We start from the raw sequence: 24,890 nt of genomic DNA, 5'->3' as shown, positions 1-24,890 counted from the left end.
ACCCTAGCGACCCGCGCTCCCCACCGGGAGGGTGGGATCTGCCGTCACGCCGTCACGACGTTGACCAGGCGCGGCGCCTTGACGATCACCGTGCGGATCGCGGAGTCGCCGATCGCGCGGCGCGCACCCTCGGTGGCGAGCGCGAGCTCGCGCAGCTCGTCCTGGCCGATGCCGGGCGGCACCTCGAGACGGTCGCGCACCTTGCCCATGACCTGCACGATGCATGTCACGGTCTCCTCGACCAGCAGCGACTCGTCGACCGCGGGGTACGTCGCGAGCGCGACGTCCTCGTGGCCCAGCATCGACCACATGTCCTCGGCGCAGTACGGGGCGAACAGGCTGAGCAGGATCGCGACCGCCTCGGCGGCCTCGCGGACGGCGGGGTCGGCTGCTCCCGCCCCCGAGTCGATCGCCTTGCGCGTCGCGTTGACGAGTTCCATCGTGCGCGCGACCACCACGTTGAAGCGGAAGGACTCGATGAGCTCCTGCGCCTCGTGCAGCGTGCGGTGCGTGACGGCGCGCAGCGCGACGTCGCCGGTCGCGGGGTCGGTGCCAGGCGCGCTGTCGACGTCGCGCGCGAGGCGCCACGCGCGGGCAAGGAACTTGGCGGAACCGGCGGGCGACACGTCGGCCCAGTCGATGTCGTCCTCCGGCGGACCCGCGAAGGCCATCGTGAGCCGGACGGCGTCCACGCCGTACTCGTCGAGCTGCTCGGACAGTCGCACCAGGTTGCCGCGCGACTTCGACATCGCGGAGCCGTCCATGAGCACCATGCCCTGATTGAGCAGCGCGCTGAAGGGCTCGCCGAAGTCGATCATCCCCATGTCGCGCAGCGCCTTCGTGAAGAAGCGCGCGTACAGCAGGTGCAGGATCGCGTGCGTCACGCCGCCCACGTACTGGTCGACGGGCGCCCAGCGCTTGGCCTCCTCGACGTCGAACGGACCGTCGGTCTTGCCCACCGACAGGTAGCGCAGGAAGTACCAGGACGAGTCCACGAAGGTGTCCATGGTGTCCGTGTCGCGCAGCGCCGCGCCGCCGCAGCGCGGGCACGTCGTGGTGACCCAGTCCGTCGCGGCGGCCAGCGGGGACTGGCCCTTGGGCTTGAGATCGAGACCCTCGGCGGGCGGCAGCGTGACGGGCAGCTGGTCGTCGGGAACCGGCACCTCTCCGCACGCGTCGCAGTGAATGATCGGGATGGGCGTGCCCCAGTAGCGCTGGCGCGAGATCAGCCAGTCGCGCAGGCGATAGTTGACCGAGGCGTGGCCGCTGCCCGCCGCGTCGAGCTCCGCGGTGATCGCCGCGATCGCCTCCGCCTTGGCGAGGCCGTCGAGCGAGCCCGAGTTGATGAGCACCCCGTCGCCCGTCGTCGCGACGCCGGACTCGGCCGGGTCGGCGAGCGGCTCGCCAGCATCGTCCCTGCAATCCAGGACCACGCGCACCGGCAGGTCCATCGCACGGGCGAAATCGAGGTCGCGCTGGTCGTGAGCGGGGACGGCCATGATCGCGCCGTGACCGTAGTCGGCGAGCACGTAGTCCGAGGCCCAGATGGGCAGCCTCTCGCCGTTGACGGGGTTGATGCCGTAGCGCTGCAGGAACACGCCCGTCTTGGGGCGGTCCGTCGCGAGGCGGTCGATGTCCGAGGCGGTCTTGACGCTCTCGACGTACGCCGCGAACTCGGCACGCGTCGCGTCGTCGGCGCCCTCTGCGAGCTCGGCCGCGAGGTCCGAGTCGGCGGCGACCACCATGAAGGTCGCGCCGTGCAGCGTGTCCGGACGGGTCGTGTAGATCGCGATCGGCTCGTCGCGGCCCTCGATCGCGAACTCGACGTCGGCGCCGCGCGAGCGACCGATCCAGTTGCGCTGCATCGCGAGCACCTTGTCGGGCCACGCGCCGCGCAGCGTCTCGAGGTCGTCGAGCAGCTCGTCGGCGTAGTCGGTGACCTTGAAGTACCACTGGGTGAGCTTCTTCTTGGTGACGAGCGTGTCGCAGCGCTCGCAGCGTCCGTCGACCACCTGCTCGTTCGCGAGCACCGTCTGGTCGAACGGGCACCAGTTGACCTGGCTGGGCTTGCGGTACGCGAGGCCGCGCTCGAACAGGCGCGTGAAGATCCACTGGTTCCAGTGGTAGTAATCCGGACGGTGCGTCATGAGGACGCGATCCCAGTCGAACGAGCACGCGTAGCGCTTCATGGAGCTCAGCTGCTGCGCGATGTTGTCCTCGGTCCACCCCGCGGGGTCCACGCCGCGCTTGATCGCCGCATTCTCCGCCGGGAGCCCGAACGAGTCCCAGCCGATCGGGTGGAGGACGTTGAAGCCCTTCTGCACCCAGTGACGCGCGATCACGTCGCCAAGCGCATACGCCTCCGCGTGACCCATGTGCAGATCGCCCGAGGGGTACGGGAACATGTCGAGGACGTACTTGGTGGGTCGCGAGTCGCCCTCCTTGCCCGACCGGAAGGGCTGACGCTCCTCCCACACGGGGAGCCAGCGGTCCTCGATCGTGCGGAAGTCGTAGCGGGCGGCGTCGGTCTCAGGCGTCTCGGTCACCCGAGGATTCTACCGAGGGACGATGCCCGGGCTGTGCCTCCCTCGGGGCCCGGCCGGGCGGATCCCGGGTGGCCAATGAGACACGCATCACAGGAATCCGCCCGGCGACACCGAATGTCGCTAATCTCCGTTCTTACCAGGGGCGGCACGGGGCCTCCCCGCTTGAGTGGGTCTTCCTTGTCCACCGCATCGTCGCGGGGACGGCGCCTTGGCGCGTCCGTCGCCCTGTCCACCCTGATCGCCGGGTCGCTGCTGATCGCCGCGCCCGCGCAGGCCGCCACCTACTCCATTTCCGGCACCGTCACGATTCCGGACGATGCCCCCGCCGACTGGCTCGCCGACCTCCAGGTCGACGCGATCAGCACCGTGGACGGGTCCGTGACGTATGTCGACGTCGACCCCGTGACGAGCGCGTACACCATCGAGCTCGACGCGGCGGGCCAGTACGAGGTCGCGTTCTACGACGCGGGCTACTGGGACGAGGACACGTGGATCCAGCACAACCTGGCGACCACGTGGTGGCCGGGAACGCTCTCGCGCGACGCCTCGGCGCCGCTCACGGTCGACGGCGTCGAGACCGGGATCGACGCCGACCTCCAGTACGGCCTCACGGTCTCGGGCACGGTCACCGCCCCAACCGCGACGGATCCCGACTGGTGGTGGTACTCGTACGTGTACGCGCAGACCACCGACGGCTCGTCGTGGGGCTACGCGCAGGTGGACGCCGCGACCGGCGCGTACACGCTCGTGGGGCTCAACCCCGGCGAGACCGGTATCGAGTTCGGGACGGACATCGACGCGCCGATGATCGACGGCAAGCAGTTCGCGACCGAGTACTGGGGTGACGCGCTCAAGCCGTGGCAGTCCGAGCTCATCGACCTCACCGGCGATTTCGCCGGCATCGACGTCGACCTGGTCACGGTTCCGTACCTCACCGACGTCCACTGGGACCCCGCGTCGCCCGTCTACAGCGACTTTGACACCGAGATCCGGTGGCTCGCCGCGGCGGGCATCACCACGGGATACGCACACGCCGACGGCACCGCGGAGTTCCGACCGCAGGGCACCGTGACGCGCGACGCGATGGCGGCCTTCCTGTACCGCTACGCGGGCTCGCCCGACTGGTGGCAGGCGCCCAGGCGCTCGCCGTTCTCCGACGTCACGACGACCACCCCGTTCTATTCCGAGATCACGTGGCTCGCCGAGATGGGCATCAGCTCCGGCTGGACCGTGTCGGGCAAGCAGCAGTTCCGTCCGCTCGCGCACATCAAGCGTGATGCGATGGCGGCCTTCCTGTACCGCTACGACGACCTGGAGTGGTATCTGAGCTGACGCTCGGCGCGGGCGCTGACGAATCCAACAATTCGGACGCGCCCGCCCGTGCGGGCATGTGGAATTCCTCACATTCCGCGCGTGTACGGGGCCCACGTGGCATATCTCACACGCATATGCCCTCGTGCGAGGCCAATTGGATGCCGTAATAGGGGACAAACCCGGCCACATCCGTGCCACGCAGGAGGATTCGTCATGGGCCTTGGCTCCCCTCGCACGCTCACGAAGGCAGCGTCCGCTCTCGCGGCGCTCACGCTCGCGCTCGGCATCCCCCTCGCCGTCGCGCCCGCAGCCTCGGCGGACTCCTCGACCACGATCCTGGAGCTGACGAACGACTACCGCGCGAGCAAGGGCCTCAAGCCCCTGCGCTGGAACCAGGACGTTGCGAATGTGGCCTCAGCGTGGAGCGCGTCGATGCTGTCGAGCCGGACGCTCGCCCACAACCGCAAGTTCTCGTCGCAGATCCCCGGCGGCTGGTCACGCGCCGCAGAGAACGTGGGCTACGCGTGCGGCTACTCCTCCGCGGAGAAGGCCGCCGCCGTGATCATGAACGCCTGGAAGAACTCCCCGGACCACGACGAGAACCTGCGCGGCGACTACACGGACATCGGCATCGGCTTCGCGTGGGACGCCTCGAGCACGTGCGCGTACGCGACGCAGAACTTCGCCAAGTACAGCTCGTCGAGCACCTCGTCCATCTTCGGCACCCTCGTGTCACCGAGCGGAACGCCCGTGTCGGGCGCCACGGTGTACGCGCGGTACTCGGGCGGCACCCGCTCCACGACCACCGACTCCGCCGGTGACTACAAGCTCACCAACCTCCCTCGCACCACCTACACGCTCGAGTACCGCACAGGCTCGACCGCGCTGCGCAGCGAGTACTTCACCGACGCGCCCGTGGTCTCGTGCGCCTCTCGCGTGAAGCTGGGCGGCACGGACCTCCTGCGCGTCAATGCGAAACTGTCCCCCTCCACCGCACCCGTCGCGGACGGCTCGACAGTGCTGTGCGACGTGTCCCCCGATAAGACGTCGTCTTACTACTCGGCGTTCGCTGGAGAGATCCAGTGGCTCGCGGACGCCGGCATCACGACCGGCTGGTCGAACGGCTACGGCGGCAAGAACTACAAGCCGCTCACGTCCACGACGCGCGACGCGATGGCCGCCTTCCTCTATCGACTCGAGGGCGAGCCTCCCGTCGACACGGCGGCCGCCCCGGAGTTCACGGACACCGCCTCCTCGGCCTTCCAGACCGAGATCGCATGGCTGGCCACGACCGGCATCACGACCGGATGGTCGACCCCGAGCGGTCGCGAGTTCCGTCCTACCGCACAGGTGACGCGCGATGCGATGGCCGCGTTCCTCTATCGCTACGCGGGGGAGCCACCCTTCACTCCCCCTGCCACGTCGCCCTTCACGGACGTCGCGACCACGTCGCCGTTCTACAAGGAGATCACGTGGCTCGCCGAGACGGGCATCACGACCGGCTGGTCCGTGAGCGGGGGCAAGAAGGAGTTCCGCCCGCTCAACAAGATCACGCGCGACGCGATGGCCGCCTTCCTGTTCCGCTTCGACGAGCAGGGGCTGTAGCTTCCCGCACGGGACTGTTGACGCGCGCGAATAACGGCACAGGCGCGTTGCGTTTTACCTCTTCGGGCCGGTAGAGTCCCGAGTAAGGGTTCCCTTACCTCGTGACAGTTGCGCCTTGCGCGCCCCTACCTCCCTGGAGTATTCGTGCCATCCAGCACTGATTCCGCGCGCCCTGGCGCGGGTCGCATCGCGGTCGCCGCGGCGCTCATCGCGCTCGCCGCACCGCTCGCCATTGCCGTTCCTGCTCAGGCGGACTCCGCCTCCGCGGCCCTCAGGTGGGGCTTCAAGGCCTCGTTCCGCAGCTACCTCATCGGCTCTATCGCGGAGGGCAGCGTCACGGCCAGCGCGCCGGCCACCGATGACGGCATCGCCACGACGTTCCCGCTGCGCGCGGACGCCGAGGGCGCGCCGCTGTACGACGGCGACGTGACCTACTACGGCCACGACGGCGTGCTCGACGTCACCATCGCCGACCCGTCGGTCGAGATCGACGGAGACTCCGCGACGCTCGTCGCGCTCGTCACGACCGCGGGCGGGGAGCCGACCGAGACGGACCTGGCCGAGCTCGACCTCTCCGCGACCGCGCCGGCCACCTCCGACGGCCTCGTGACGTACACGAGCGTCCCCGCGACGCTCACGGCCGCAGGCGCCGTGGCGTTCTCGGGCAATGGCATGTCCTTCTATAGCGAGGGCACCGTGCTCGACCCGGTGACCTTCTCCGTGCCGGCCGAGGCCACCCTCACCCCGACCGTCACCGTCGATCGGACCACGAACCTCGACGGCACCGGCGACACGATCACCGTGACGGGCGAGGGCTTCCTGCCTGCAGGAACGCCCACGACCGGCACTCGCCCGCCGCTTTCCGGCGCGTTCACCGGCGTCTACGTCGCGGTCGGCAAGTACGCGGACACGTGGCAGCCGTCGGAGGGCGCGCCGAGCGCGGCCCGCTCGAACGCCTTCACCCGGTGGGCGCTACCCGCGGAGAGCATGGCGACGGTAGGCGGTGCCGCAGCCGGCGCGATCGAGCTCACCCCCGAGGGCACCTTCACGGCGACCTTCGACGTGACCGACGACACACTCGACGAGGCCAGCGGCACGTGGGGCGTGTACACCTACGCCGCGGGTGGCGCAGTGTACGCGCCGTTCGAGACCGCGACGCCGATCACCTTTGCTCCTCGCGTCGAGGTGTCGCAGGTCGACGACCTCGCGCACCTCACCACGGTGACCGTCGAGGGCCGCAACTTCCTTCCTGCGGGCACCGCCACGACGGGGACCCGCCCGCCGCTCGCCGGCAAGTTCACCGGCATCTACGTGACGGTCGGCAAGTACGCGGACGTGTGGCGCCCGACGGAGAACGCGCCGAGCTCGGCGCGCGTCAACGGCGACGTCTCGTGGGCGGTCCTCGCGGAGGACATGGCGACGATCGGCGGAGCGGCCGCCGGCGCCGTCGAGCTCGAGCCGGACGGCTCCTTCACGACGGAGCTCGCGGTGGACAAGCACGCGCTCGAGTCGATCGAGGGCGCGTGGGGCGTCTACACCTACCCGGGCGGCGGCGCGAAGTACGCCCCGTTCGAGACGCGGACTCCCCTCGCATTCGCGGCGGACGCCGCGGTCACCGACATCGCGGCCTCCGCGTTCGTGACCGAGATCTCGTGGCTCGCGAACGCCGGCATCACCACCGGCTACGCGAACGGCGACGGCAGCTTCAGCTTCCGTCCCCTCGAGACCATCAAGCGCGACGCGATGGCGGCCTTCCTCTACCGCTACGCGGGCTCGCCCGAGGTGGATCTTCCCGAGACCTCGCCGTTCGTCGACGTGACGCCGGAGTCGACGGCCTTCTACAAGGAAATCGTGTGGCTGTCGACGCAGGGCATCACCGAGGGCTGGGGCACCGCCAAGGGTCAGGAGTTCCGGCCCCAGGCGCGCATCACGCGCGACGCCATGGCGGCGTTCCTCTACCGCTTCGCCGGCTCACCCGAGGTCGAGCTCCCCGAGACCGACCTGTTCGCCGATGTCACGCCCACGAGCACCGCGTTCTACGACGAGATCACGTGGCTGGGACAGCAGCAGATCAGCACCGGTTGGGACAACGGTGACGGCACGTCCGACTACCGCCCGCTCGGCACCACCAAGCGCGACGCGATGGCGGCGTTCCTCTACCGCTTCCACTACGGCGCGTAACACTCACCTCAGGGGCGGACTCCGGCACGATGCCGGGGTCCGCCCCTGTGCTCTGTCCTGGTAGCGCGTGACATTTGTCTCGCCGGCTTTTGTTCGACTGTCAACCAGCCGATGATGAGGGCGTGCCCGCGCGGCGGACGTCGCGCACGACCTCAGGAGGATTCTCGCGGTGAGCAGTCCCTCAGCTCGACGACCCGGACAGAGCATGCGCCTGCGCGTCCTCGCGACGCTCGCGACGGCGGCGATCGCGGCGGGCATCGCCGCTCCCGCGGCCGCCTCCACGGCGACCCCCTCCCCCGACCCGACGCCGGCATCGTCCCTCCCCGCCCCGAGCGCCACTCCGTCGCCCACCGCGACCCCCGAGCCGACCGCCTCTCCGGAACCCAGCGTCTCTCCCACGCCGAGCGCGACGCCGCAGCCGTCCGCCGCTCCCACCCCTGCGGAGCCGATCCCGACCGCAGCGCCGTCCCCCGCCGCAGAGCCGTCCGCCGCGCCGGAACCGGCTCCCCGCGCCCCCACCATGACGGCCCTCGCGACGCCCACCACCGGCGTGTTCGCGGACGTCAGCTCCGCCGCGGGACCGCGGTACTCGGCGTTCGCGACCGAGATCGCGTGGATGTCGACCACCGGAATCTCCCGCGGCTGGACGCTCAGCGACGGGTCGACCGTGTTCCGCCCCACCGCGACGGTCACCCGCGACGCGATGGCCGCCTTCCTGTATCGCTTCGTGGGCTACCCCGCGGCCTCCTCGACCGCGAAGCCGTTCACGGACGTCAGCTCCTCGTCGAGCGAGTTCTCGAAGGAGATTACGTGGCTCTACGCGGAGGGCATCAGCACGGGCTGGCGCACCTCGAACGGCGTGGAGTACCGCCCGCTCACGACAATCTCGCGTGAGGCGATGGCCGCATTCCTCTACCGCCTCGCGGGAGAGCCCGCCGTCACCCTGCCATCGAGGTCGCCGTTCGTCGACGTCGCGGCGTCCGACCCCTTCTATCGCGAGATCACGTGGCTCGCGAAGACGGGCATCGCCGAGGGCTGGACGACGTCGGCGGGGGCCGAGTACCGCCCCAAGGCCGCGATCACGCGCGACGCGATGGCCGCGTACCTGTACCGTCTCCACGAGTCGGGCGAGGTCGAGGTCACCGCGGGCGTGGGTGGCAGCACGATCCGCCACACGACGCTGTACGTCTACGGAGCGAGCTCTCTGAACTTCCGCACCGGACCGTCGACGGAGTACCCCGCGATGGCGCAGCTATCGCGCGAGGCGAAGGTGTACCCGACAGGCAACACCGCGAACGGCTGGGTCGAGGTGATGGTCGGCACCCAGAAACTGTGGGCGTCGAGCTACTACCTGATCGGTAAGGCGGGAGCGGCGGGCATCGAGATCCGCTCGGACTACTCGAATGGCCGCATTCCGGCCTCGGCGCTGTGCGGCCTGTCGTGGGACTCCGTCGAGCTCCTCGCGTGCACCGCCGCTCACGACCTCGAGCTCCTCAACGCGGCGTTCCGCGCGAAGTTCGGCGTCAACCTGCCGCTCAACGACTCCTACCGCTCGTACGAGGACCAGGTGCGGGCGAAGGAGCTCTATGGTGATCTGGCCGCGACGCCGGGCACCTCGAACCACGGCTGGGGACTCGCGGTCGACATCAGCACCGCCCGCCTGACGGGTGGCACAGCGGGCGCTCAGTACACGTGGCTCAAGGAGTACTCGGCGATCTACAACTGGGTGCTGCCCACGTGGGCACGGCCGTCGGGCACCAAGCCCGAGCCGTGGCACTTCGAGTACACGGGCTAGTCGAGGGACTCCGGCAGCGTCGCGAGACGCTCGAGCCACGCCGCGCGTGCCGCGAGCTCCTCGGGGATGTCGAGCAGGTAGTCCCCGGGTGCCGCGAGGAACTCCGACAGCTCGGGCAGGCGGAACAGCTGCGCCTTCTGGCGGAAGTACTCGCTCGCCCCCATGAGGTACGCGGGCTTGCCCATCAGCGCCCCGAAGAGCGCCGTGTGATACGACGACGACAGCACCAGGTCGACGTCGAGGATCGGGCGTAGCGGGGCCGGGAGGCCCTCGCCGAACCGATACTCGAGGGACGCCTTGGCGATGTCGAGCACCGTGAAGGTCGAGAACGGCATGTCCTCCGCGAGCGCGGTCACGGTGTCGAGCGTGTCGCGTACGTCGAGTCGCGCGTCGTCGTACGCGTGCAGCAGCGTGAGCTCGCAGCCGGGCAGGGTCGCCGCGACCTCGTGCAGGATTGACCGCCACATCGCGAGCGCGCGCTCGCCGCCTGCGTAGTCCGACGTGTTCATGTGGACCGCGACACGGGTGGGCCCGGGGCGGCGCTCGTGGCCGACCGCCGCGCGCGCCCAGTCCTGGAAGATCTCCGTGAGGTCGTCGAACGTGAACTCCACGGGGACGTCGAGGTGCTCTCTTGCGAGCGCGAGGGACACGTGGTCGCGTAGCCCCACCTGGACGATGCGGTGGTGGCGCGCGAGCTCGACGAACCCGTCCAGCGCGGGACGGTCGATCTGCAGGCCGGAGAAGAGCACGGGCACCTCACCGGCGTCGTGGGCGAGGGCATCGATGATCGGGAAGTGCTCCCCTCCCCAGCGCGCATTAAGATAGCCCCCACCCACGACGTGCACCATGCGCCCGCCCGCGGGCGGTGGAATCTCCACGAGGCCCGTGCCGCGCACCTCGACCGCCTGGGTGGTCGCGAAGACCACCGCATCCGCCGGGTACCAGGACTCGAGCAGCGCCGCCCGGCCCGCGGGCAACGCCGCGTAGGCCGGCATGATCAGCGTGGTGTGGTGCTCGGACCGTCGCTGCCAGCCCGCGAGGATGTTCTTGGTCTGCAGGACGTCGCCGAAGTTCGAGTGTCCGTTCGACCCGGTATAGACGACGATGTCCGAGCCGTCCCGCGCGAGCCGCTCTGCGGCCTTGGGGGACGCGAAGTACCTGAGCGCGGCGCGCGCACGGCCGGGACCCGTGCGCCGGGGCAGATAGCCGGGAAGGGCCTCGAGCGTCGCGTCGAACGCGTCGAGCGAGGCGGCCCGCTCGACGCGTTCGCGCGCGCGGCGCGCCCTTGCGGCGGCCTCGGAGGGGTTGGCACGAATCGCCTCGATGGCCTCCAGGTAGCCAGCCAGGCCTGACCCTGGGTCGACGGGGTAGCCAACGGTCTCGTCGAGCATCTCTCCCACGCCGCCCACGAGCGGCGCGATCACGGGAAGCTCGACGGCCATGGCCTCGAGCATGACCATGGGCACGCCCTCGTAGTCGGAGTTCAGCAGGAGCGCGTCGAACTGTTCGGGACGTGCATGAACAAAGCCGCCCTCGTACGGACCCTCCACCGTGGCGACACCCGCCTCCGCACGCGTCAGGTGGTCCTGCCAGCGCTCATCGCTCTCGACGACGGCACGACCCTTGACGACGATCTCAACGGGCGCCCCCTTGGCGCGGAGTTCCACCGAGATGTCAGCGAGTCGGTCGAGGCGCTTCTGGAAGTCGAAGCGGCCGGCCCACAGCAGGCGCGTGGGCCCCGAGGCGTCACGAGCAACTGTCCCGCGCGCCACAAGCGCGGGGGCGAGTGACTCGGTATCCACCACGGTGAACACCGTAAACAGCTCGCGCGGCACGCCCTGCACCTCGATGACCTGGTCGACGAAGGCCTGGCTGTCGGTGAGGATACCCGTGACGTGATCAAAGAAGTCGAGCGGCCGATTGTAGAGGAACGACCACTCCGAGAGGTCGTCGAAGCGGTCGACGCAGAAGGTCTGCAGGTAGACACGGCTGTGGCGCGCGATCTGGCGGCCGAAGCGCTGGAGTGCCCAGAAGCCGGCGACCGAGTTGTTGATGTGAATGGTCTCGGGCCGGAGCTGCGCGCACACCATCGCGAGCACCTGCTCGGTGAACTGCGGCCACAGGCGGAACCTGCCGAGTTCGACCACGGTGACACCGTCCGGCACCTCGGCGAGGTGCTCCGAGGCATCGGGCTCGGTGGTGATGAGCGCCACGGTGGCGTCGGGCCGCAGCCTGCGCAATGCATGCAGGTGCTTCAGGGTCATACGGTCACCGCCGCCGGTCCGCACCCACAACGCGACAAAGAGGAAGTCGAGCCGCTCGGGCAACTGATCGATCACCGACCAGTAGGCGAAGCGGTCGTTGACCGACAATGCGTCGTAGTCCGTGCCGACGACGCGATACTCGACCAGGTGGCGCTCGACGGGAGTGCGCAGGAGCGGCTGCAAGAGGTGGGCGCCGTGCCAATCCGCTATCTCGCCAGGCGTGAGCATGGTGAGCTCGGCGGGAATCTCACGCTGCTCGGTGCCTTCCGCCGTGCCACGCATCTCCCGTCCGAGGCGCGCGCTGGTCGCACGGGCCAGGCGTGCCGCTCGACGCGCGGCACGGACGAGCCGCGGCGCCGCCGCGGCCTGCTCGCCTCGCTGCACGCGAGGAGCGAGCCTAGCGACTTCTGCCCGCGCGACCTCTTTGTCCCTCAGCAGCGCGGTGCGGGGCACCAGTGAGCCGGCGTGTGCTCCCGCGAGGGATCCGTGCCTGCGTGCGTGATAGTACAGCGTGGTTTCGGGGACGATGAGATGAGGGATGCCTGCGGCGACGGTGTCGCAGTTAAACGCCCAGTCCTCAGGCCCAAAGCCGGAGTCAGGACGGGACTCGCGATAGGGATGCGCCACAGCCACCGCACGATGCATGAGCGCGAACGCGTCCCACATATTGAACCAGGCGAGCAGGCCCGCATGAAAGCGCGGGTCATCCGTGCCCACGAGCGGCCAGACAGCCAGGTCGTCGCCGAACTTCAGGAGGCGCGCGGGATGCACGATGCTAGGCCCGGGGGCGGCATCGAGCACGCGCGCGGCGGCATCGAGCCAGTTCTCCGACGGGAGGTTGTCGGCGTCGAGGATGCCGACCATGGGAGCAGAAGTAAGCGCGATCCCCGCATTGCGGGATAGGCCCAGATCCCCATGGTCGACGTCGATCACGCGCGCCTCGACGGCGTCGGCGAGCATGCCGCTCGCGATCAAGGTGTCCGTCTGCTCCACGGTCCGTGCATCCGCACGGTCACGCACCACTACCACCTCGACGGCGCGTCCGGCACGCCGCGCATGAGCGACGGTGCGCGCGAGCCCGCGCATGGTCGGAATCAGGTGGCGACCCTCGCGGTGAGTCGTCACCACAACGGCGATGTCGGGGGTTGAGGGCACCGCCATACCTTACCTGGCGGCGCTCGTCGCGACCCACTCCCGCGCGGCACGGAGGGGGCCGCCGCCCGTGTGTTTTTGCTGAAACATCTCGCAAACATTCGTGTAATGCGAAGTAGTTAGCGTGCGGACGTGCGCCGCTGACGCCACCTCCCCGCGCCGCGGGCGCAGTTCCGGCGCGGGCCTCTCACGAAGGAATCCCCCATGCCCTCACCGAGTCACCGCGCGCGGGTGCGCCGGTCCGTCGCCCTCAGCGGCGCGGTCGCCGTCGCCCTCGCGTCGTTCGGCGCTTCCGGCGCCGTCGCGGCACCCTCCTCGTCGCCCGCGGTCGTCACCGCCCCGGCGACCGCGACCGTGGGCGACGTCATCGACGTCGCGGTCTCCATCCCCGGCGCCACCGACGTCTTCGCCTTCGAGGCGGACCTCGACTTCGACCCCGCCCTCCTCGACTACGTGGACGGCTCCGCGAGGGGACCCGACGGGGGCTTCACCTCCGCCTCGGTCACCGGCGGCACCCTCACCGTGACGTCCACGCGGCTCGGCACCTCCCCTCCCTCGAGGGCGACATCGACGCGATCACGGCGCAATTCACGGTGATCGCCGCGGGAGACGCGACGCTCGACCTCTCGTCGCTCGCGCTCGTGGGCGCGGACACCGCGGTCGTCACCGCGGAGGACGTCGACGCGACCGACCTCACGCTCGAGGCCGCAGCCGAGCCGACTCCGGAACCCTCGTCGCCCTCGCCCGAGCCGTCTCAGGAGCCCTCCGCCGCTCCGTCCGAGGAGCCCTCGGCGACTCCTGAGCCCAGCTCGGAGCCGACCGCGTCCGCCGCGCCCGTCGACGACTCGCTCTCGTCGACCGGAGCGGACATCGCGCTGCCCGTCACCCTCGCCGCACTGGCGATCGTGGCCGGTCTCGCGCTCGTGCTGCGCCGCAAGGCGGTGCAGTCGTGAACGCCGCCTCTCGTCACGCCTCAAGGAGCACCCTCATGTCCTCGTCCCCTCGCCGGCTGGCCGCCACGACCGGCGTCGTGCTGCTGACCGCGACCGCGGCAGCGTGGCCCTCCGCGGCCGTCGCGGCACCCGACTCGAGCGCGAGCATGCTCGCGCCGTACTACACCGAGCTCGACGTCACGGGCGACCTCGCGGTCGACACCGCGGACCTCGAGGTCCTCGCCGCGTCACTCGGGGCGACCGCGTCCGACCCTGCATGGGGCGACATCGCGCACGCTGATGTCGACGACGACGGCGTCATCACGGTGGCCGACCTCGCCGCCGTGTCGCAGCGCATGATCTACGACGACGGACCGTTCGAGCTGGTGGAGGCCTCGGTGGTCGACATGCAGGCGGCGATGAACGCCGGCGTGACCACCTCCGTCGAGATCACTCAGGAGTACCTCGACAGGATCGCGGCGTACGACACAACGCTCGTGGACACCTCGGGCACCGGTCGTCCGCTGCGCTCGATCATCACGACCTCGGATGTTGCTCTCGCGGCGGCCGCGCAGGCGGACGCCGTGCGTGCCGACCAGGGAATGACCAGCATGATGCTGGGCGTGCCCGTGGCCGTGAAGGACAACTACAACACGGTCGACATGCCCACCACCGCGGGCTGCGCGTGCTGGGAGAACAACCAGACCGCGACGGACGCCACGATGGTCGAAGGCCTGCGCGACGCGGGCGCGGTCATCCTGGCGAAGGCCAGCCTCGACGAGTTCGCCTACGGCTTCGTCTCGGAGTTCTCGACGGGCGAGCCCGCCGGGTCCAGCGTTCGCGTGGCGAGCCCGTACAACACGGCGCGCAGCGCGGGAGGCTCGTCCGGCGGCACGGGCGCCGCGATCTCGGCCAACCTGGCGGGGATCGGGTTTGGCACCGACACGGGCGGCTCGATCCGCGTCCCGTCGTCGTACAACCAGCTCGTGGGCGTGCGTCCCACGGTCGGCCTCGCGAGCCGCGACGGCATCGTCCCCTTGGCCCTCAGCCAGGACACCGGCGGTCCCATGACCCGCACGGTGCTCGACTCCGCCGTCGCCCTCGACGCCGTGGTCGGCATCGACCCCGCGGATCCCGTGACCGAGCGCCAGGCGGGACTCGTGCCCGAGTCCTACACGTCGTACCTCGACGAGGACGCCCTCGAGGGTGCCCGCATCGGCTACGTCGCGTCGATGCTCGGCACCAACGCGACCACCCGCAGGCTCTTCGACGAGTCCGTCGCGACGCTCGAGGCCGCCGGTGCCACGGTGGTCGAGGTCACGCCGCCGTCGGGCTTTGCCTCGGTGCTCAGCGAGGGCAGCGGCAGCACCGCCGAGTTCAAGCACGACCTCAACGAGTACATCGCGCACTTCCTCGCCCCCGAGGTGAGCCTGCGCACGCTCACGGACATCATCGCGTCCGGTCGCTTCGTGACCTCGCGGTCCGGCGTCTACGTGAGCCGTGACAACGTCACCGAGGAGACCTACCAGGCGTGGGCCGGACCCGAGGGCAGCCACACGCTGCAGCTCGCGTACGGCAAGGAGCTGGTCACCCAGATGATGGATGACCTCGACCTCGACGCGCTGGTCTACCCGAGCGGCAACCCCTACGGCACGCAGAGCACCAACCTGCGCCTCAGCCCCAACACGGGCATGCCGTCGGTCACGGTGCCGATGGGTCAGGCCATCGAGGCGGACGCCACCATCACCGGTGCGGGCGTGAACCTCGAGTGGCTGGGACGCGACTTCGACGAGGGGCCGCTGCTGGGCCTCGCGTACGCGTTCGAGACGCTCACCCAGGCCCGCACGAGCCCCGCGCTCTACGGTCCGCTGGGATAACGCGACACGACGCGAGGGGCCGGTCCGCATGGACCGGCCCCTCGTGGCATGTGTGGAGCGCTACTCGACCTGCGTGACGTGCACGGTGACGTCGAGGCCCGTCGTCGAGCCCGCGACCACACCGGTGAGCGGCGGGATGTCCGTGTACTCCCTCGCGCGCGCGACGATCACGTGGTGGTCACCCACCTCGCGGTCGTTGGTCGGGTCGAAGCCGTACCAGTCGCCCGTCCACCACTCGACCCACGCGTGTGACTCCCCCGCGACGGTCTCCCCGATCTCCGCGTCGCGCTTGGGGTGCAGGTATCCGGAGACGTAGCGTGCAGGAATCCCCACCGTCCGCAGCGCCCCGATCGCGAGGTGCGCGAAGTCCTGGCACACGCCCGAGCGCACCTCCCACGCGTCCCGCGCGGGCGTGTGGACCGTGGTGGCTCCCGGCACGTAGCGCATCTGGTCGTGCAGGTGATCGCAGATGGCACGCGCGGCGGCGTCGGGCTCGAGGCGACTGGCGGCCTCACGTGCGACCTCGGCGAGCTCCTCGGTGGGCTCGGTGACGTCGCTCACGCCCAGGTACTCGCTCAGCAGGTCCTGGAAGCGCGGGCCCGCGAGGGTGTCCCAGCTGGCACGCTCCTCACGCGCGGGAGCGCCGGCCACCTCGACCAGGCTGCGTCCCACGACGGTGAGGCTCTCGTGCGGCTGCAGCACCTCGAAGACCACCACCTCCGCCTCCCAGTAGTCGCGGTACGACGAGCGCCACGTGATGGGCGCCGCGTCGACACGCGACTCGAGCACGCGCTGGCGCGGCAGCCACGCCGGCGTGAGGCGCGCCTCGTTGTACGAGGACACCAACGGCGTCGAATACGTGAAGGTGGTGCGGTGCTCGATGCGCAGCGTGGTCACGGTGTCTCCCGTGTCATAGCGCCTCCTGGTTCCACAGCACCGTCGAGGCGGGCAGGAAGTAGCGGTCCCTGATGAGGTCCGATGCCGCGCCGCACGCGCGCTGCACCTCCCTCATCTGGCTGGGAAGGTCGTCAAGCACGTCGCGCACGTCGCGGTACTCGAGGTTGGTGCGAGCGCGTCCGAGGGCGAGCCGCGCGCGGTCCGACAGCGCGCGCGAGTTCGACGCGCCCTCGATGAGGCCGAGCGTGTCCTCGGCCTTCTGCAGGTTGTACGCGATCGAGCGGGGGAACAGCCGGTCGACCAGCAGGAACTCGGCGGCACGCTCCTCCGTCACGAGCGCGCGCACGGTCCGCAGGTACGCCTCGTGGGCGCTGCACGAGCGCAACAGAGTCGTCCAGTTGGGTCCCGAGGTTCCCTCGAAGTGGCGCGTCATGAGCAGCCGCGCGATCATGTCCGCGCGCTCGAGCGAGCGTCCCAACTCCATGAAGTGCCAGGCATCGTCCCTCGACGTGGTCGCGCTGTGCAGCCCCCACACCACCGCGGCGCGCTCGCGCACCCACACGAAGTACTCGTGGGGGCGCGCCGAGGCGCTCCAGCGCGGCAGCTGGTTGCGCGTGGTGTTGAGCGACTCCCACACCTCGGTGCTGATCACCTCGCGCGCGCGGCGCGCGTTCTCGCGTGCCGCACCCAGCGTCCAGGCGATGGACGATGCCCTCTCCGGGTCGAACGCGAGCGTCGCGAGCACATCGCGGCGCGACACGGGCGCCTCGATCTCGCAGTTCATGACCGCGAGCAGCGAGGCGTTCGCGCTCGGCTCGTCGACCCAGGGGTCCTCGAGCAGCACGTTGAGGTGCACGTCGAGCAGCCGCGCGGTGTTGTCCGCGCGCTCGACATAGCGACCGATCCAGAAGAGCGACTCCGCGATGCGGCTCAGCATGAGGGTTCCCCTGCTGCTGTTGCTGCTGTTGCTGCTGCCCCTGCTCGACGTCGTCGGGGTGGGCCGCCTGCGGCACCGAGCCGATCCCCGCCAGCTCGACGCGCGACTCCGGCGGCGGCGTGGTGGCGCCCCTGCGCTGGCGCACGCCGCCCAGCACCCAGGTGTCCTTGGACCCGCCGCCCTGCGACGAGTTCACGATCAGCTGGCCCCGCGCGAGCGCGACGCGCGTGAGCCCGCCCGGCAGCACCCAGACGTCGTCGCCGTCGTTGACCGCGAACGGGCGCAGGTCCACGTGGCGAGGCTCGAGGCCGTCGTCGGTGAGGGTCGGCACGGTCGACAGCTGGATGACCGGCTGTGCGATCCAGCCGCGCGGGTCCTCGAGGATCTGCGCCCTCACCGCGTCGAGCTCCTGCGCGGAGGCCTTGGTGCCGATCGTCACGCCCTTGCCGCCCGCGCCGTCGACGGGCTTGACCACGAGCTCGTGGAGGCGGTCCATGACCTCGGCGCGGGCCTCGGGCTCCTCGAGGCGCCACGTGTCCACGTTGGGCAGGATCGGCTCCTCCCCCAGGTAGTAGCGCGTGAGGTCGGGCATGTACGTGTAGATCAGCTTGTCGTCCGCGACGCCGTTACCGATCGCGTTCGCGATCGTGACGTTACCGAGCCGCGCGGCGTGCACCAGCCCGGGTGCTCCGAGCGTCGAGTCGGGGCGGAAGACCACGGGGTCCAAGTAGTCGTCGTCGACGCGGCGGTAGATGACGTCGACGCGCCGCCTGCCGGCCGTGGTGCGCATGTACACGCGCCCGTTGTGGGTCTCGAGGTCGCGGCCCTCGACCAGCTCGACGCCCATGGTGCGGGCGAGCAGAGAGTGCTCGTAGTACGCGCTGTTGAAGACGCCGGGGGTGAGCACCACGATGGTCGGGTCGTCGACATCGTCGGGAGCCGACTTCGCGAGCGCGGCACGCAGGCGCTGCGAGTACTCGAGCACCGGGCGCACGCCCATCGCGCCGAACATGTCGGGGAACATCTGCGACATCGCGCGGCGGTTCGACAGCACGTAGCTGACTCCCGACGGCACCCTGACGTTGTCCTCGAGGACCCGCCAGATGCCGTGCTGGTCGCGCACCAGGTCGATTCCCGACACGTGCACCCGCACGCCGTTCGCGGGGTCGATCCCGGCGGCCGACCGATAGAAGTACTGCGAGGTAGCGATGAGGCGGCGCGGCACCACGCCGTCGTTGACGCAATGCTGCGAGCCGTACACATCCGCGAGAAAGGCCTCGAGGGTCTTCACGCGCTGCGCCACACCGGGCGAGATGATGTCCCACTCGCTAGCGCCCACGACGCGAGGGACGATGTCGAGGGGGAACGGCCGCTCCTCGCCCGCGTGATCGAACGTCACGCCCTGGGCGAGATAGGTCGAGGCGAGAGCCTCGGCCCGTGAGTAGAGGTCATCGCCGGACATCCGGTCGATCTCCGCGTACACGCGCGAGTACGGCTCCCTCACTTTGCCGTCGAGGTCGACGGCCTCGTCCCACGCCTGCACGGGCTGGTAGCCGGCCCACGGCGTGTTCGGTGACGAGGTCATGCGCCCCACACTAGCCACGGCATGTTTCCTGGCGGTGACCGGGACGTGACCGGCGCGTCAGCGTCGCCTCGCGGCACACTGCGCTGGGCTTCCGCGCGACCGTCGCCGCTGCTACGTTCGGCGTCATGGGATACCCGCGCACGCTGCTTGCCCCCGACGAGGAGATCGTCGTCGACAGCCACCCCCACTGGAAGGCTCTGATCGGCCCCGTGATCGTGGCGGCCCTCGCGGTCGCGGCGGCCGTCGTGGCCGGCATGCTCGTGACGGGATCGGACCTCACGGACACCACGCAGACCGTGATCGGCATCGCGATCGGCGTGATCCTCGCGATCGTGGTCATCTGGTGGGGCATCGCTCCGTTCATTCGCTGGTTCACCACGCACTTCGTCATCACGGACCGCCGCGTGATCTTCCGCACCGGCGTGCTGACCAAGACCGGCATCGACATCCCGCTCGCTCGCGTCAACACGGTGCAGTTCCGCCACGGCCTCATCGACCGCATGCTGCGCACCGGCACGCTCATCATCGAGTCCGCGTCCGACGACCCCCTGGAGTTCGAGGACATCCCCCACGTCGAGCGCGTCCACGCGCAGCTTTACCACCAGGTCTTTGACACCATCGACCGCGAGGACGGGCCCGCAAGGCCCACCACTCCCCTCCCGCCTGATCCGCTCGCCGCGCGCCGGGCATCGTCCCTCCCTACATTGGGGAGCATGAGCGAACCGAACGGTCCCGACCACGCCGCGGCGGTGGCCGCGGGCTACACCTTCGACGGTCCGTCGATCACGCTCGGCGCGCTCGTGCAGGGCGGAGCCGGCAACCCCGCGGCACAGGTGCGCCTCCCACTCGCGATGATGAACCGCCACGGACTCATCGCGGGGGCGACAGGGACGGGCAAGACGCGCACGCTGCAGGGCCTCGCCGAGTCGCTGTCCGATGCCGGGGTGCCGGTCTTCGTGACGGACATCAAGGGCGAACTGTCGGGCATGGCGGTCGCGGGCGAGGCCAAGGACTTCATCGCCACGCGAGCCGCCGACATCGGCCAGGAGTGGGAGCCGCGCGCCTACCCCGTCGAGTTCTACGCGCTGGGAGAGGCCGCCGCCGGCACGGGGCTGCCGCTGCGCACGACCGTCACCGACTTCGGGCCGCTGCTGCTCGCAAAGGTGCTGGGCCTCACCGACGTCCAGGAATCCGCATTGGGGCTGGTGTTCCACTGGGCGGACACCAACGGGCTCGCGCTGCTCGACCTCAAGGACCTGCGCGCCGTGATCGCGCACCTCACGTCCGACGAGGGCAAGGCGGAGCTCAAGACGATCGGCGGGGTGTCGACGCAGACGGCGGGCGTGCTGCTGCGCGAGATCGCGAATCTTCAGGCCCAGGGCGGCGACGAGTTCTTTGGCGAGCCGGCCTTCGACACCACGGATCTGCTGCGGCTCGCGCCCGACGGCAGGGGCATCATCTCCGCGCTCGAGCTGCCGCGCCTGCTCGACCACCCGCAGCTGTTCTCGACGTTCCTCATGTGGCTGCTCGCGGACCTGTTCGCCGACCTCCCCGAGGTGGGCGACGCGGACAAGCCGCGCCTCGTGTTCTTCTTCGACGAGGCACACCTGCTGTTCGCCGATGCGTCCAAGGAGTTCCTCGCTCAGGTCACCCAGACGGTGCGGCTCATCCGCTCGAAGGGCGTGGGCGTGTTCTTCTGCACACAGACCCCCAAGGACGTGCCGGCCGATGTCCTGGGCCAGCTGGGTTCACGCATCCAACACGCGCTGCGCGCGTTCACTCCGGACGATGCCGCGGCCATGCGGGCGACCGCGCGCACCTTCCCGAATTCGCCGTACGACCTCGAGGAGGTGCTCACGACGATGGGTATCGGCGAGGCGGTGGTGACGGTGCTGAGCGACAAGGGAGCGCCGACCCCGGTCGCGTGGACGCGGCTGTGCGCGCCGCGCGGGCTCATGGATCCCGCGCCCGCTCAGGTGGTAGCCGAGGCCGTGGTGGCCTCTCCGCTCGCGCCGCGCTATGCGACGGCCGTGGATCGCGAGAGCGCGTACGAGATGCTGACCGCGCGGGCCGCGAAGGCCGCCAGCCGCGAGCCCGGGCCTTCCGCCGGGTCCTCTTCCGGGCCCTCTTCCGGGTCCTCTTCCGGGTCTCCCCGCGGCTCCTCCTCCGGGTCCTCTTCCAAGTCCTCCTCGGGGTCCTCCCGCCGCTCCGAGAAGTCGGGCGTCGAGCAGGTGCTCGAGTCGGCGCCGGTGCGCGACTTCGCGCGCACCGCGGGGCGCGAGATCGGCCGGTCGATCCTGCGGTCCGTCCTTGGCGTGCTCAAACGTTGACCGGCAGGCGGAACCCGCTTCGCGCAGAGAATCTTGCGATTTCTGGGGCGGATTCGGGCCTCGCGCATCAGATCTGCAGATTGCACTGGGATCTCAACCCAGCCCGATCGCAAAATCCTCTGCGCCAAGGCCATCGAGGCCTCGAGAATCGCAAAATCCTCTGCGCTAAGCGCAGCGCGGCCGTCCGCAGAACGTCACCCGGCCTCAGCCGGTCCAGGACCCGCCCACCAAACCCCGCCCACCAAACCCCGCCCGCCAACCCGCCGACCCACCCGCCCTTCCGCCAACCCACCCGCGCACCCCGATCCCCACCCCCTGACCCACACCCCAGACGCCTTGCTGCGCCGCATGTGCGTCACTAGCATCGTCTTCATGCCGCATCTGCGAGTCTCCGAGGCCGCCGCCCTCCTGGGCGTGAGCGACGACACCGTGCGCAGGTGGATCGACGCCGAGTCGATCCCCACGCTCAAGGACTCCGCCGGACGCCTCCTGGTCGACGGCGTCGACGTCGCGGCCTTCGCCTCCCGGGCCGCGGCGCCCGAGGACCCGACGGGCGTCGGGCGCTCGGCCCGCAACCGCTTCACCGGAATCGTCACGCGCGTGATCGCGGACGGCGTCATGGCCCAGGTCGACCTCCAGTGCGGACCGCACCGCGTCGTGTCGCTCATGAGCGCCGAGGCCGTGCGGGAGCTGGGCCTCGAGCCCGGTTCCGTCGCGACCGCGGTGGTCAAGGCGACCACGGTCATCGTCGAGACGCCGGCGGCCAAGGCGTGACCCTCACCACCCCGAGGCGCGCCGCCCGCACCGCCCGCGCCACCCACACCGCCCGCACCGCCCACGCCCGCACCGCCGGGATCGCGCTCGCGCTCGCGGGCACCGCCGCCGGCTGCGGGATCGCCCCCGGCCTCCACGCGGAGAACACCTCTCGCGAACCGTCACGCACCCTCAGCGTCTACGCCGCCGCCTCCCTCTCCGAGGTCATGGAGCGCATCGCCGATCAGTTCGAGATCGCGCACCCCGACGTCGACGTGCGCGTCACCTACGGCGGCTCCTCGGATCTGGCCGCACAGATCGCCGAGGGCGCTCCCGCCGACGTGTTCGCCTCCGCGAACACCACCCAGATGGATGCCGTGGCGGACCTGGTCGCCGTCGAGCCCCGCCTCTTCGCAAAGAACCACCTGGTCATCGCGGTACCCGCGGGCAACCCCGCGGGCGTCACGGCCCTGGCCGACCTCGAGGATCCCGCGGTCGTGTCCGTGATCTGCGCCCCGCAGGTCCCGTGCGGCGCCGCGACCGCGGAGCTCGCCGCGCTCGACGCGCTCAGGCTCGCGCCGGCCTCCGAGGAGCAGTCGGTGAGCGACGTGCTCGCGAAGGTGGCCTCGGGTCAGGCCGATGCCGGGGTGGTCTACGCGACCGACATCGCCCGGGCGGACGGCGTCGAGGCCGTGGCGATCGAGGGAACCGAGCGCGTCCTCACGCGCTATCCGATCGCGCCGCTCGACGCCGCCGCCGAGCCGACCCTCGCCTCGGACTTCGTCGACTACGTGACGGGGCCCGAGGCGCGCGCGATGCTCACCGAGTCAGGGTTCGGCGTGCCGTGACCGCGCCCCGGTGGATGATGCCGCTCGCGATCGCGGGCGCGCTCGTGGTGCTGCTGCCCCTCGCGGGACTCGTGGGCCGCGTTGAGCTCGCCGATTTGGGCGGGCTGGTGTCCTCCCCGCCGCCGCGACCGCCCTCGGGCTCAGCCTCCGCACGGCGGCGATCGCCACGGCGCTGGTCGTGGTGCTCGGCGTCCCGCTCGCGTTCGCACTGCACGCGATGCGCGGCGCCGCGCGCGCGGTCGCGCGCGCGCTGGTACTCATCCCGCTGGTGCTGCCCCCGGTGGTCGGCGGCCTCGCGCTGCTCTACGCCTTCGGGCGTCGCGGACTGCTGGGCGAGGCCGTGGGCGGGTCCCTCGCCTTCACCACTACGGCCGTGGTCCTCGCGCAGACCTTCGTCGCCCTGCCGTTCATGGTGGTCGCGGTCGAGTCGGCGCTCGCGGCGCGCACCGGACGGCACGAGGCCGTCGCGGCGACGCTCGGCGCGTCGCGGACTCGCATTCTCGCGACCGTCACCCTTCCCGCCCTGGGCCCCGCCCTCGCGACCGGAGCTGTGCTCGCGTTTGCGCGTGCCCTCGGCGAGTTCGGCGCGACCCTCACGTTCGCGGGCTCTCTCGAGGGGGTGACGCGCACGGCGCCGCTCGAGGTCTACCTCGCGCGCGAGACCGACCCCGGCGCGGCCGCCGCCCTGTCGCTCGTGATGGTCGCGATCGCGATCGTCGTGGTCGCGGTGGCCTACCGGCCCGTGGGGTCCGCCCGATGACACCCGACGCGATGACGCCTGGCGCGATGACACTCGATTGCCACGTGGTCGTCCAGCCGCGACGCGTCGACGCCCGCCTCACGCTCGCCACCGGCCGCACGCTCGTGCTGCTGGGTGCCAACGGTGCCGGCAAGTCCACCGTGCTCGAGGCGATCGCCGGCCTGGTCCCGCTGTCCGACGGCCACGTGAGTCTCGACGGCCGCCCCCTCGCCGACGCCCGCACGTCGACGCCCGCCCGCGAGCGCGGCATCGGCCTGCTGTCCCAGGACGATGCGCTCTTTCCCACCATGTCCGTGCGCGACAACGTCGCGTTCGGGCCGCGCTCGCGCGGCGCGTCCCGGGCCGCCGCGCGCGCCACAGCGGACGACTGGCTCGCCCGGGTGGGGCTCGACGGATGCGGCGACCGCCGACCCGGCGAGCTCTCGGGCGGACAGGCGCGCAGGGTCGCCATCGCACGGGCGCTCGCCGCCGAGCCGCGCGTGCTGCTCCTCGACGAGCCCTTCGCGGGGCTCGACGTGGGGGCCGCGAGCGAGGTGCGCGCGCTGATTTCGTCGCTGCTCAAGGAGCGCACGGCCGTCGTCACCACCCACGATGCGCTCGACGCGTACGCCTTCGCGGACGACGTCGCGGTGGTGGAGGGCGGCCGCGTGGTCGAGGCCGGCGCGGCGAGCGAGGTCCTGACCCGCCCGCGGACGGCCTTCGCCGCGCGCATGGCCGCGCGCGTGCTCGTGGTGGGGACGATGCGCGGGGGCGCCCTGGTCACCGATGCCGGGGTGAGGGTGCCGGTCACCGGGGGTCCCGGTGCGGGTCGGCGGGCGGCGGTCGCGGCGCGCCCGGCCGCGGTGGCGCTCGAGGGCGATGAGGGCCCGCGCGCGCCCGGGCGCGCCTGGATCGCCGAGCACGTCACCGCCCTCGAGCCGCGCGGTGACGAGGTCCGCGTGCACGGCACGAGCCTGGCGGCGGACGTCGACCCCGCGGACGCCGCCCTCCTGTCCCTGGGGGATCGGATCGCGTTCGGAGTGCCCGCGGGGCTCGACGCCTACCCGCTCACGCCCTCGTGACCGGCGCGGGGATGTCCCCGCAATCCGTGCGTAACCGACGCGTTCCTAGACTG

The 24,890-nt window shown here is 70.8% G+C and carries 16 protein-coding genes and 2 pseudogenes; 13 read left to right on the top strand and 5 right to left on the bottom strand.

Features of this window, described 5'->3' with window-relative positions; genetic code table 11:
* Positions 1 to 44 precede the first annotated feature (44 nt).
* Positions 45 to 2,546, bottom strand: a complete 2,502-nt coding sequence (gene leuS, locus QUE44_RS02160) for a leucine--tRNA ligase (RefSeq protein ID WP_286215629.1) — start codon at positions 2,544 to 2,546, stop codon at positions 45 to 47.
* A 177-nt stretch (positions 2,547 to 2,723) separates the two neighbouring features.
* On the opposite strand from leuS, the gene QUE44_RS02155 reads away from it, so the two are divergent.
* From QUE44_RS02155 to QUE44_RS02140, 4 genes are all read left to right on the top strand, one after another.
* Positions 2,724 to 3,878 carry an S-layer homology domain-containing protein gene (locus tag QUE44_RS02155; RefSeq protein ID WP_286215628.1) on the top strand — a complete coding sequence of 385 codons (1,155 nt, stop codon included), beginning with the start codon at positions 2,724 to 2,726 and terminating at the stop codon, positions 3,876 to 3,878.
* Between the two features lie 195 nt (positions 3,879 to 4,073).
* Positions 4,074 to 5,465 carry an S-layer homology domain-containing protein gene (locus QUE44_RS02150; protein WP_286215627.1) on the top strand — a complete coding sequence of 464 codons (1,392 nt, stop codon included), beginning with the start codon at positions 4,074 to 4,076 and terminating at the stop codon, positions 5,463 to 5,465.
* A gap of 144 nt (positions 5,466 to 5,609) precedes the next feature.
* Complete coding sequence (locus QUE44_RS02145; RefSeq protein WP_286215626.1) at positions 5,610 to 7,646, top strand: HtaA domain-containing protein; 2,037 nt, start codon at positions 5,610 to 5,612, stop codon at positions 7,644 to 7,646.
* Positions 7,647 to 7,851: 205 nt separating this feature from the next.
* Positions 7,852 to 9,441, top strand: a complete 1,590-nt coding sequence (locus QUE44_RS02140; RefSeq protein ID WP_286215625.1) for an S-layer homology domain-containing protein — start codon at positions 7,852 to 7,854, stop codon at positions 9,439 to 9,441.
* On the opposite strand, the gene QUE44_RS02135 is transcribed toward QUE44_RS02140, so the two are convergent.
* Complete coding sequence (locus tag QUE44_RS02135) at positions 9,438 to 12,860, bottom strand: glycosyltransferase (RefSeq protein ID WP_286215624.1); 3,423 nt, start codon at positions 12,858 to 12,860, stop codon at positions 9,438 to 9,440. The two genes, QUE44_RS02140 and QUE44_RS02135, sit on opposite strands and share 4 nt — an antisense overlap.
* Before the next feature lie 201 nt (positions 12,861 to 13,061).
* Here QUE44_RS02135 and QUE44_RS02130 point away from each other — a divergent pair, with 201 nt between their 5' ends.
* From QUE44_RS02130 to QUE44_RS02120, 3 genes are read left to right on the top strand one after another with little or no spacing between them, the layout of a single operon-like run.
* The gene (locus tag QUE44_RS02130) at positions 13,062 to 13,454 is read left to right on the top strand and encodes a cohesin domain-containing protein (protein WP_286215623.1); all 393 of its coding nucleotides are present in this window, start codon (positions 13,062 to 13,064) and stop codon (positions 13,452 to 13,454) included.
* The gene (locus QUE44_RS02125; RefSeq protein ID WP_286215621.1) at positions 13,451 to 13,810 is read left to right on the top strand and encodes a hypothetical protein; all 360 of its coding nucleotides are present in this window, start codon (positions 13,451 to 13,453) and stop codon (positions 13,808 to 13,810) included. Before QUE44_RS02130 ends, QUE44_RS02125 begins: the two co-directional genes overlap by 4 nt.
* Positions 13,811 to 13,845: 35 nt before the next feature.
* Positions 13,846 to 15,666 carry an amidase family protein gene (locus QUE44_RS02120; protein ID WP_286215620.1) on the top strand — a complete coding sequence of 607 codons (1,821 nt, stop codon included), beginning with the start codon at positions 13,846 to 13,848 and terminating at the stop codon, positions 15,664 to 15,666.
* Between the two features lie 60 nt (positions 15,667 to 15,726).
* Here the strand turns inward: QUE44_RS02120 and QUE44_RS02115 are convergent, their stop codons facing one another.
* The 3 genes and pseudogenes from QUE44_RS02115 to QUE44_RS02105 all read right to left on the bottom strand — a co-directional run.
* The gene (locus QUE44_RS02115) at positions 15,727 to 16,563 is read right to left on the bottom strand and encodes a transglutaminase family protein (protein WP_286215619.1); all 837 of its coding nucleotides are present in this window, start codon (positions 16,561 to 16,563) and stop codon (positions 15,727 to 15,729) included.
* Positions 16,564 to 16,576: 13 nt separating this feature from the next.
* Positions 16,577 to 17,500: an alpha-E domain-containing protein gene (locus QUE44_RS02110; protein ID WP_286215618.1), complete on the bottom strand. Its 924-nt coding sequence runs from the start codon at positions 17,498 to 17,500 to the stop codon at positions 16,577 to 16,579.
* Positions 17,501 to 17,510: 10 nt separating this feature from the next.
* Positions 17,511 to 19,085, bottom strand: a pseudogene (locus tag QUE44_RS02105) (circularly permuted type 2 ATP-grasp protein); the annotation flags it as partial.
* Between the two features lie 125 nt (positions 19,086 to 19,210).
* Between QUE44_RS02105 and QUE44_RS02100 the strand changes: the two are divergent.
* The 6 genes and pseudogenes from QUE44_RS02100 to QUE44_RS02075 form a co-directional block, all read left to right on the top strand.
* Positions 19,211 to 19,630: pseudogene (locus QUE44_RS02100) on the top strand (PH domain-containing protein); the annotation flags it as partial.
* Between the two features lie 168 nt (positions 19,631 to 19,798).
* Positions 19,799 to 21,415, top strand: a complete 1,617-nt coding sequence (locus QUE44_RS02095; RefSeq protein ID WP_286216637.1) for a helicase HerA-like domain-containing protein — start codon at positions 19,799 to 19,801, stop codon at positions 21,413 to 21,415.
* 372 nt (positions 21,416 to 21,787) lie between these two features.
* Positions 21,788 to 22,189, top strand: coding sequence for a TOBE domain-containing protein (locus QUE44_RS02090; RefSeq protein WP_286215617.1), 402 nt, complete (start codon positions 21,788 to 21,790; stop codon positions 22,187 to 22,189).
* Complete coding sequence (gene modA, locus QUE44_RS02085) at positions 22,186 to 23,016, top strand: molybdate ABC transporter substrate-binding protein (protein ID WP_286215616.1); 831 nt, start codon at positions 22,186 to 22,188, stop codon at positions 23,014 to 23,016. The genes QUE44_RS02090 and modA overlap by 4 nt, the downstream gene beginning before the upstream one ends.
* 178 nt (positions 23,017 to 23,194) lie before the next feature.
* On the top strand, positions 23,195 to 23,776 hold the full coding sequence (modB, locus tag QUE44_RS02080) for a molybdate ABC transporter permease subunit (RefSeq protein WP_350226870.1): 582 nt from the start codon (positions 23,195 to 23,197) through the stop codon (positions 23,774 to 23,776).
* A 26-nt stretch (positions 23,777 to 23,802) separates the two neighbouring features.
* Positions 23,803 to 24,837, top strand: a complete 1,035-nt coding sequence (locus QUE44_RS02075; RefSeq protein WP_286215615.1) for a sulfate/molybdate ABC transporter ATP-binding protein — start codon at positions 23,803 to 23,805, stop codon at positions 24,835 to 24,837.
* Positions 24,838 to 24,890 lie beyond the last annotated feature (53 nt).

It is taken from the genome of Demequina sediminis (genome assembly GCF_030296675.1).
Lineage (GTDB): Bacteria > Actinomycetota > Actinomycetes > Actinomycetales > Demequinaceae > Demequina > Demequina sediminis.
The sequence above is the reverse complement of the archived record's forward strand: the minus strand, read 5'-3'. Positions and strand labels throughout refer to the sequence as shown.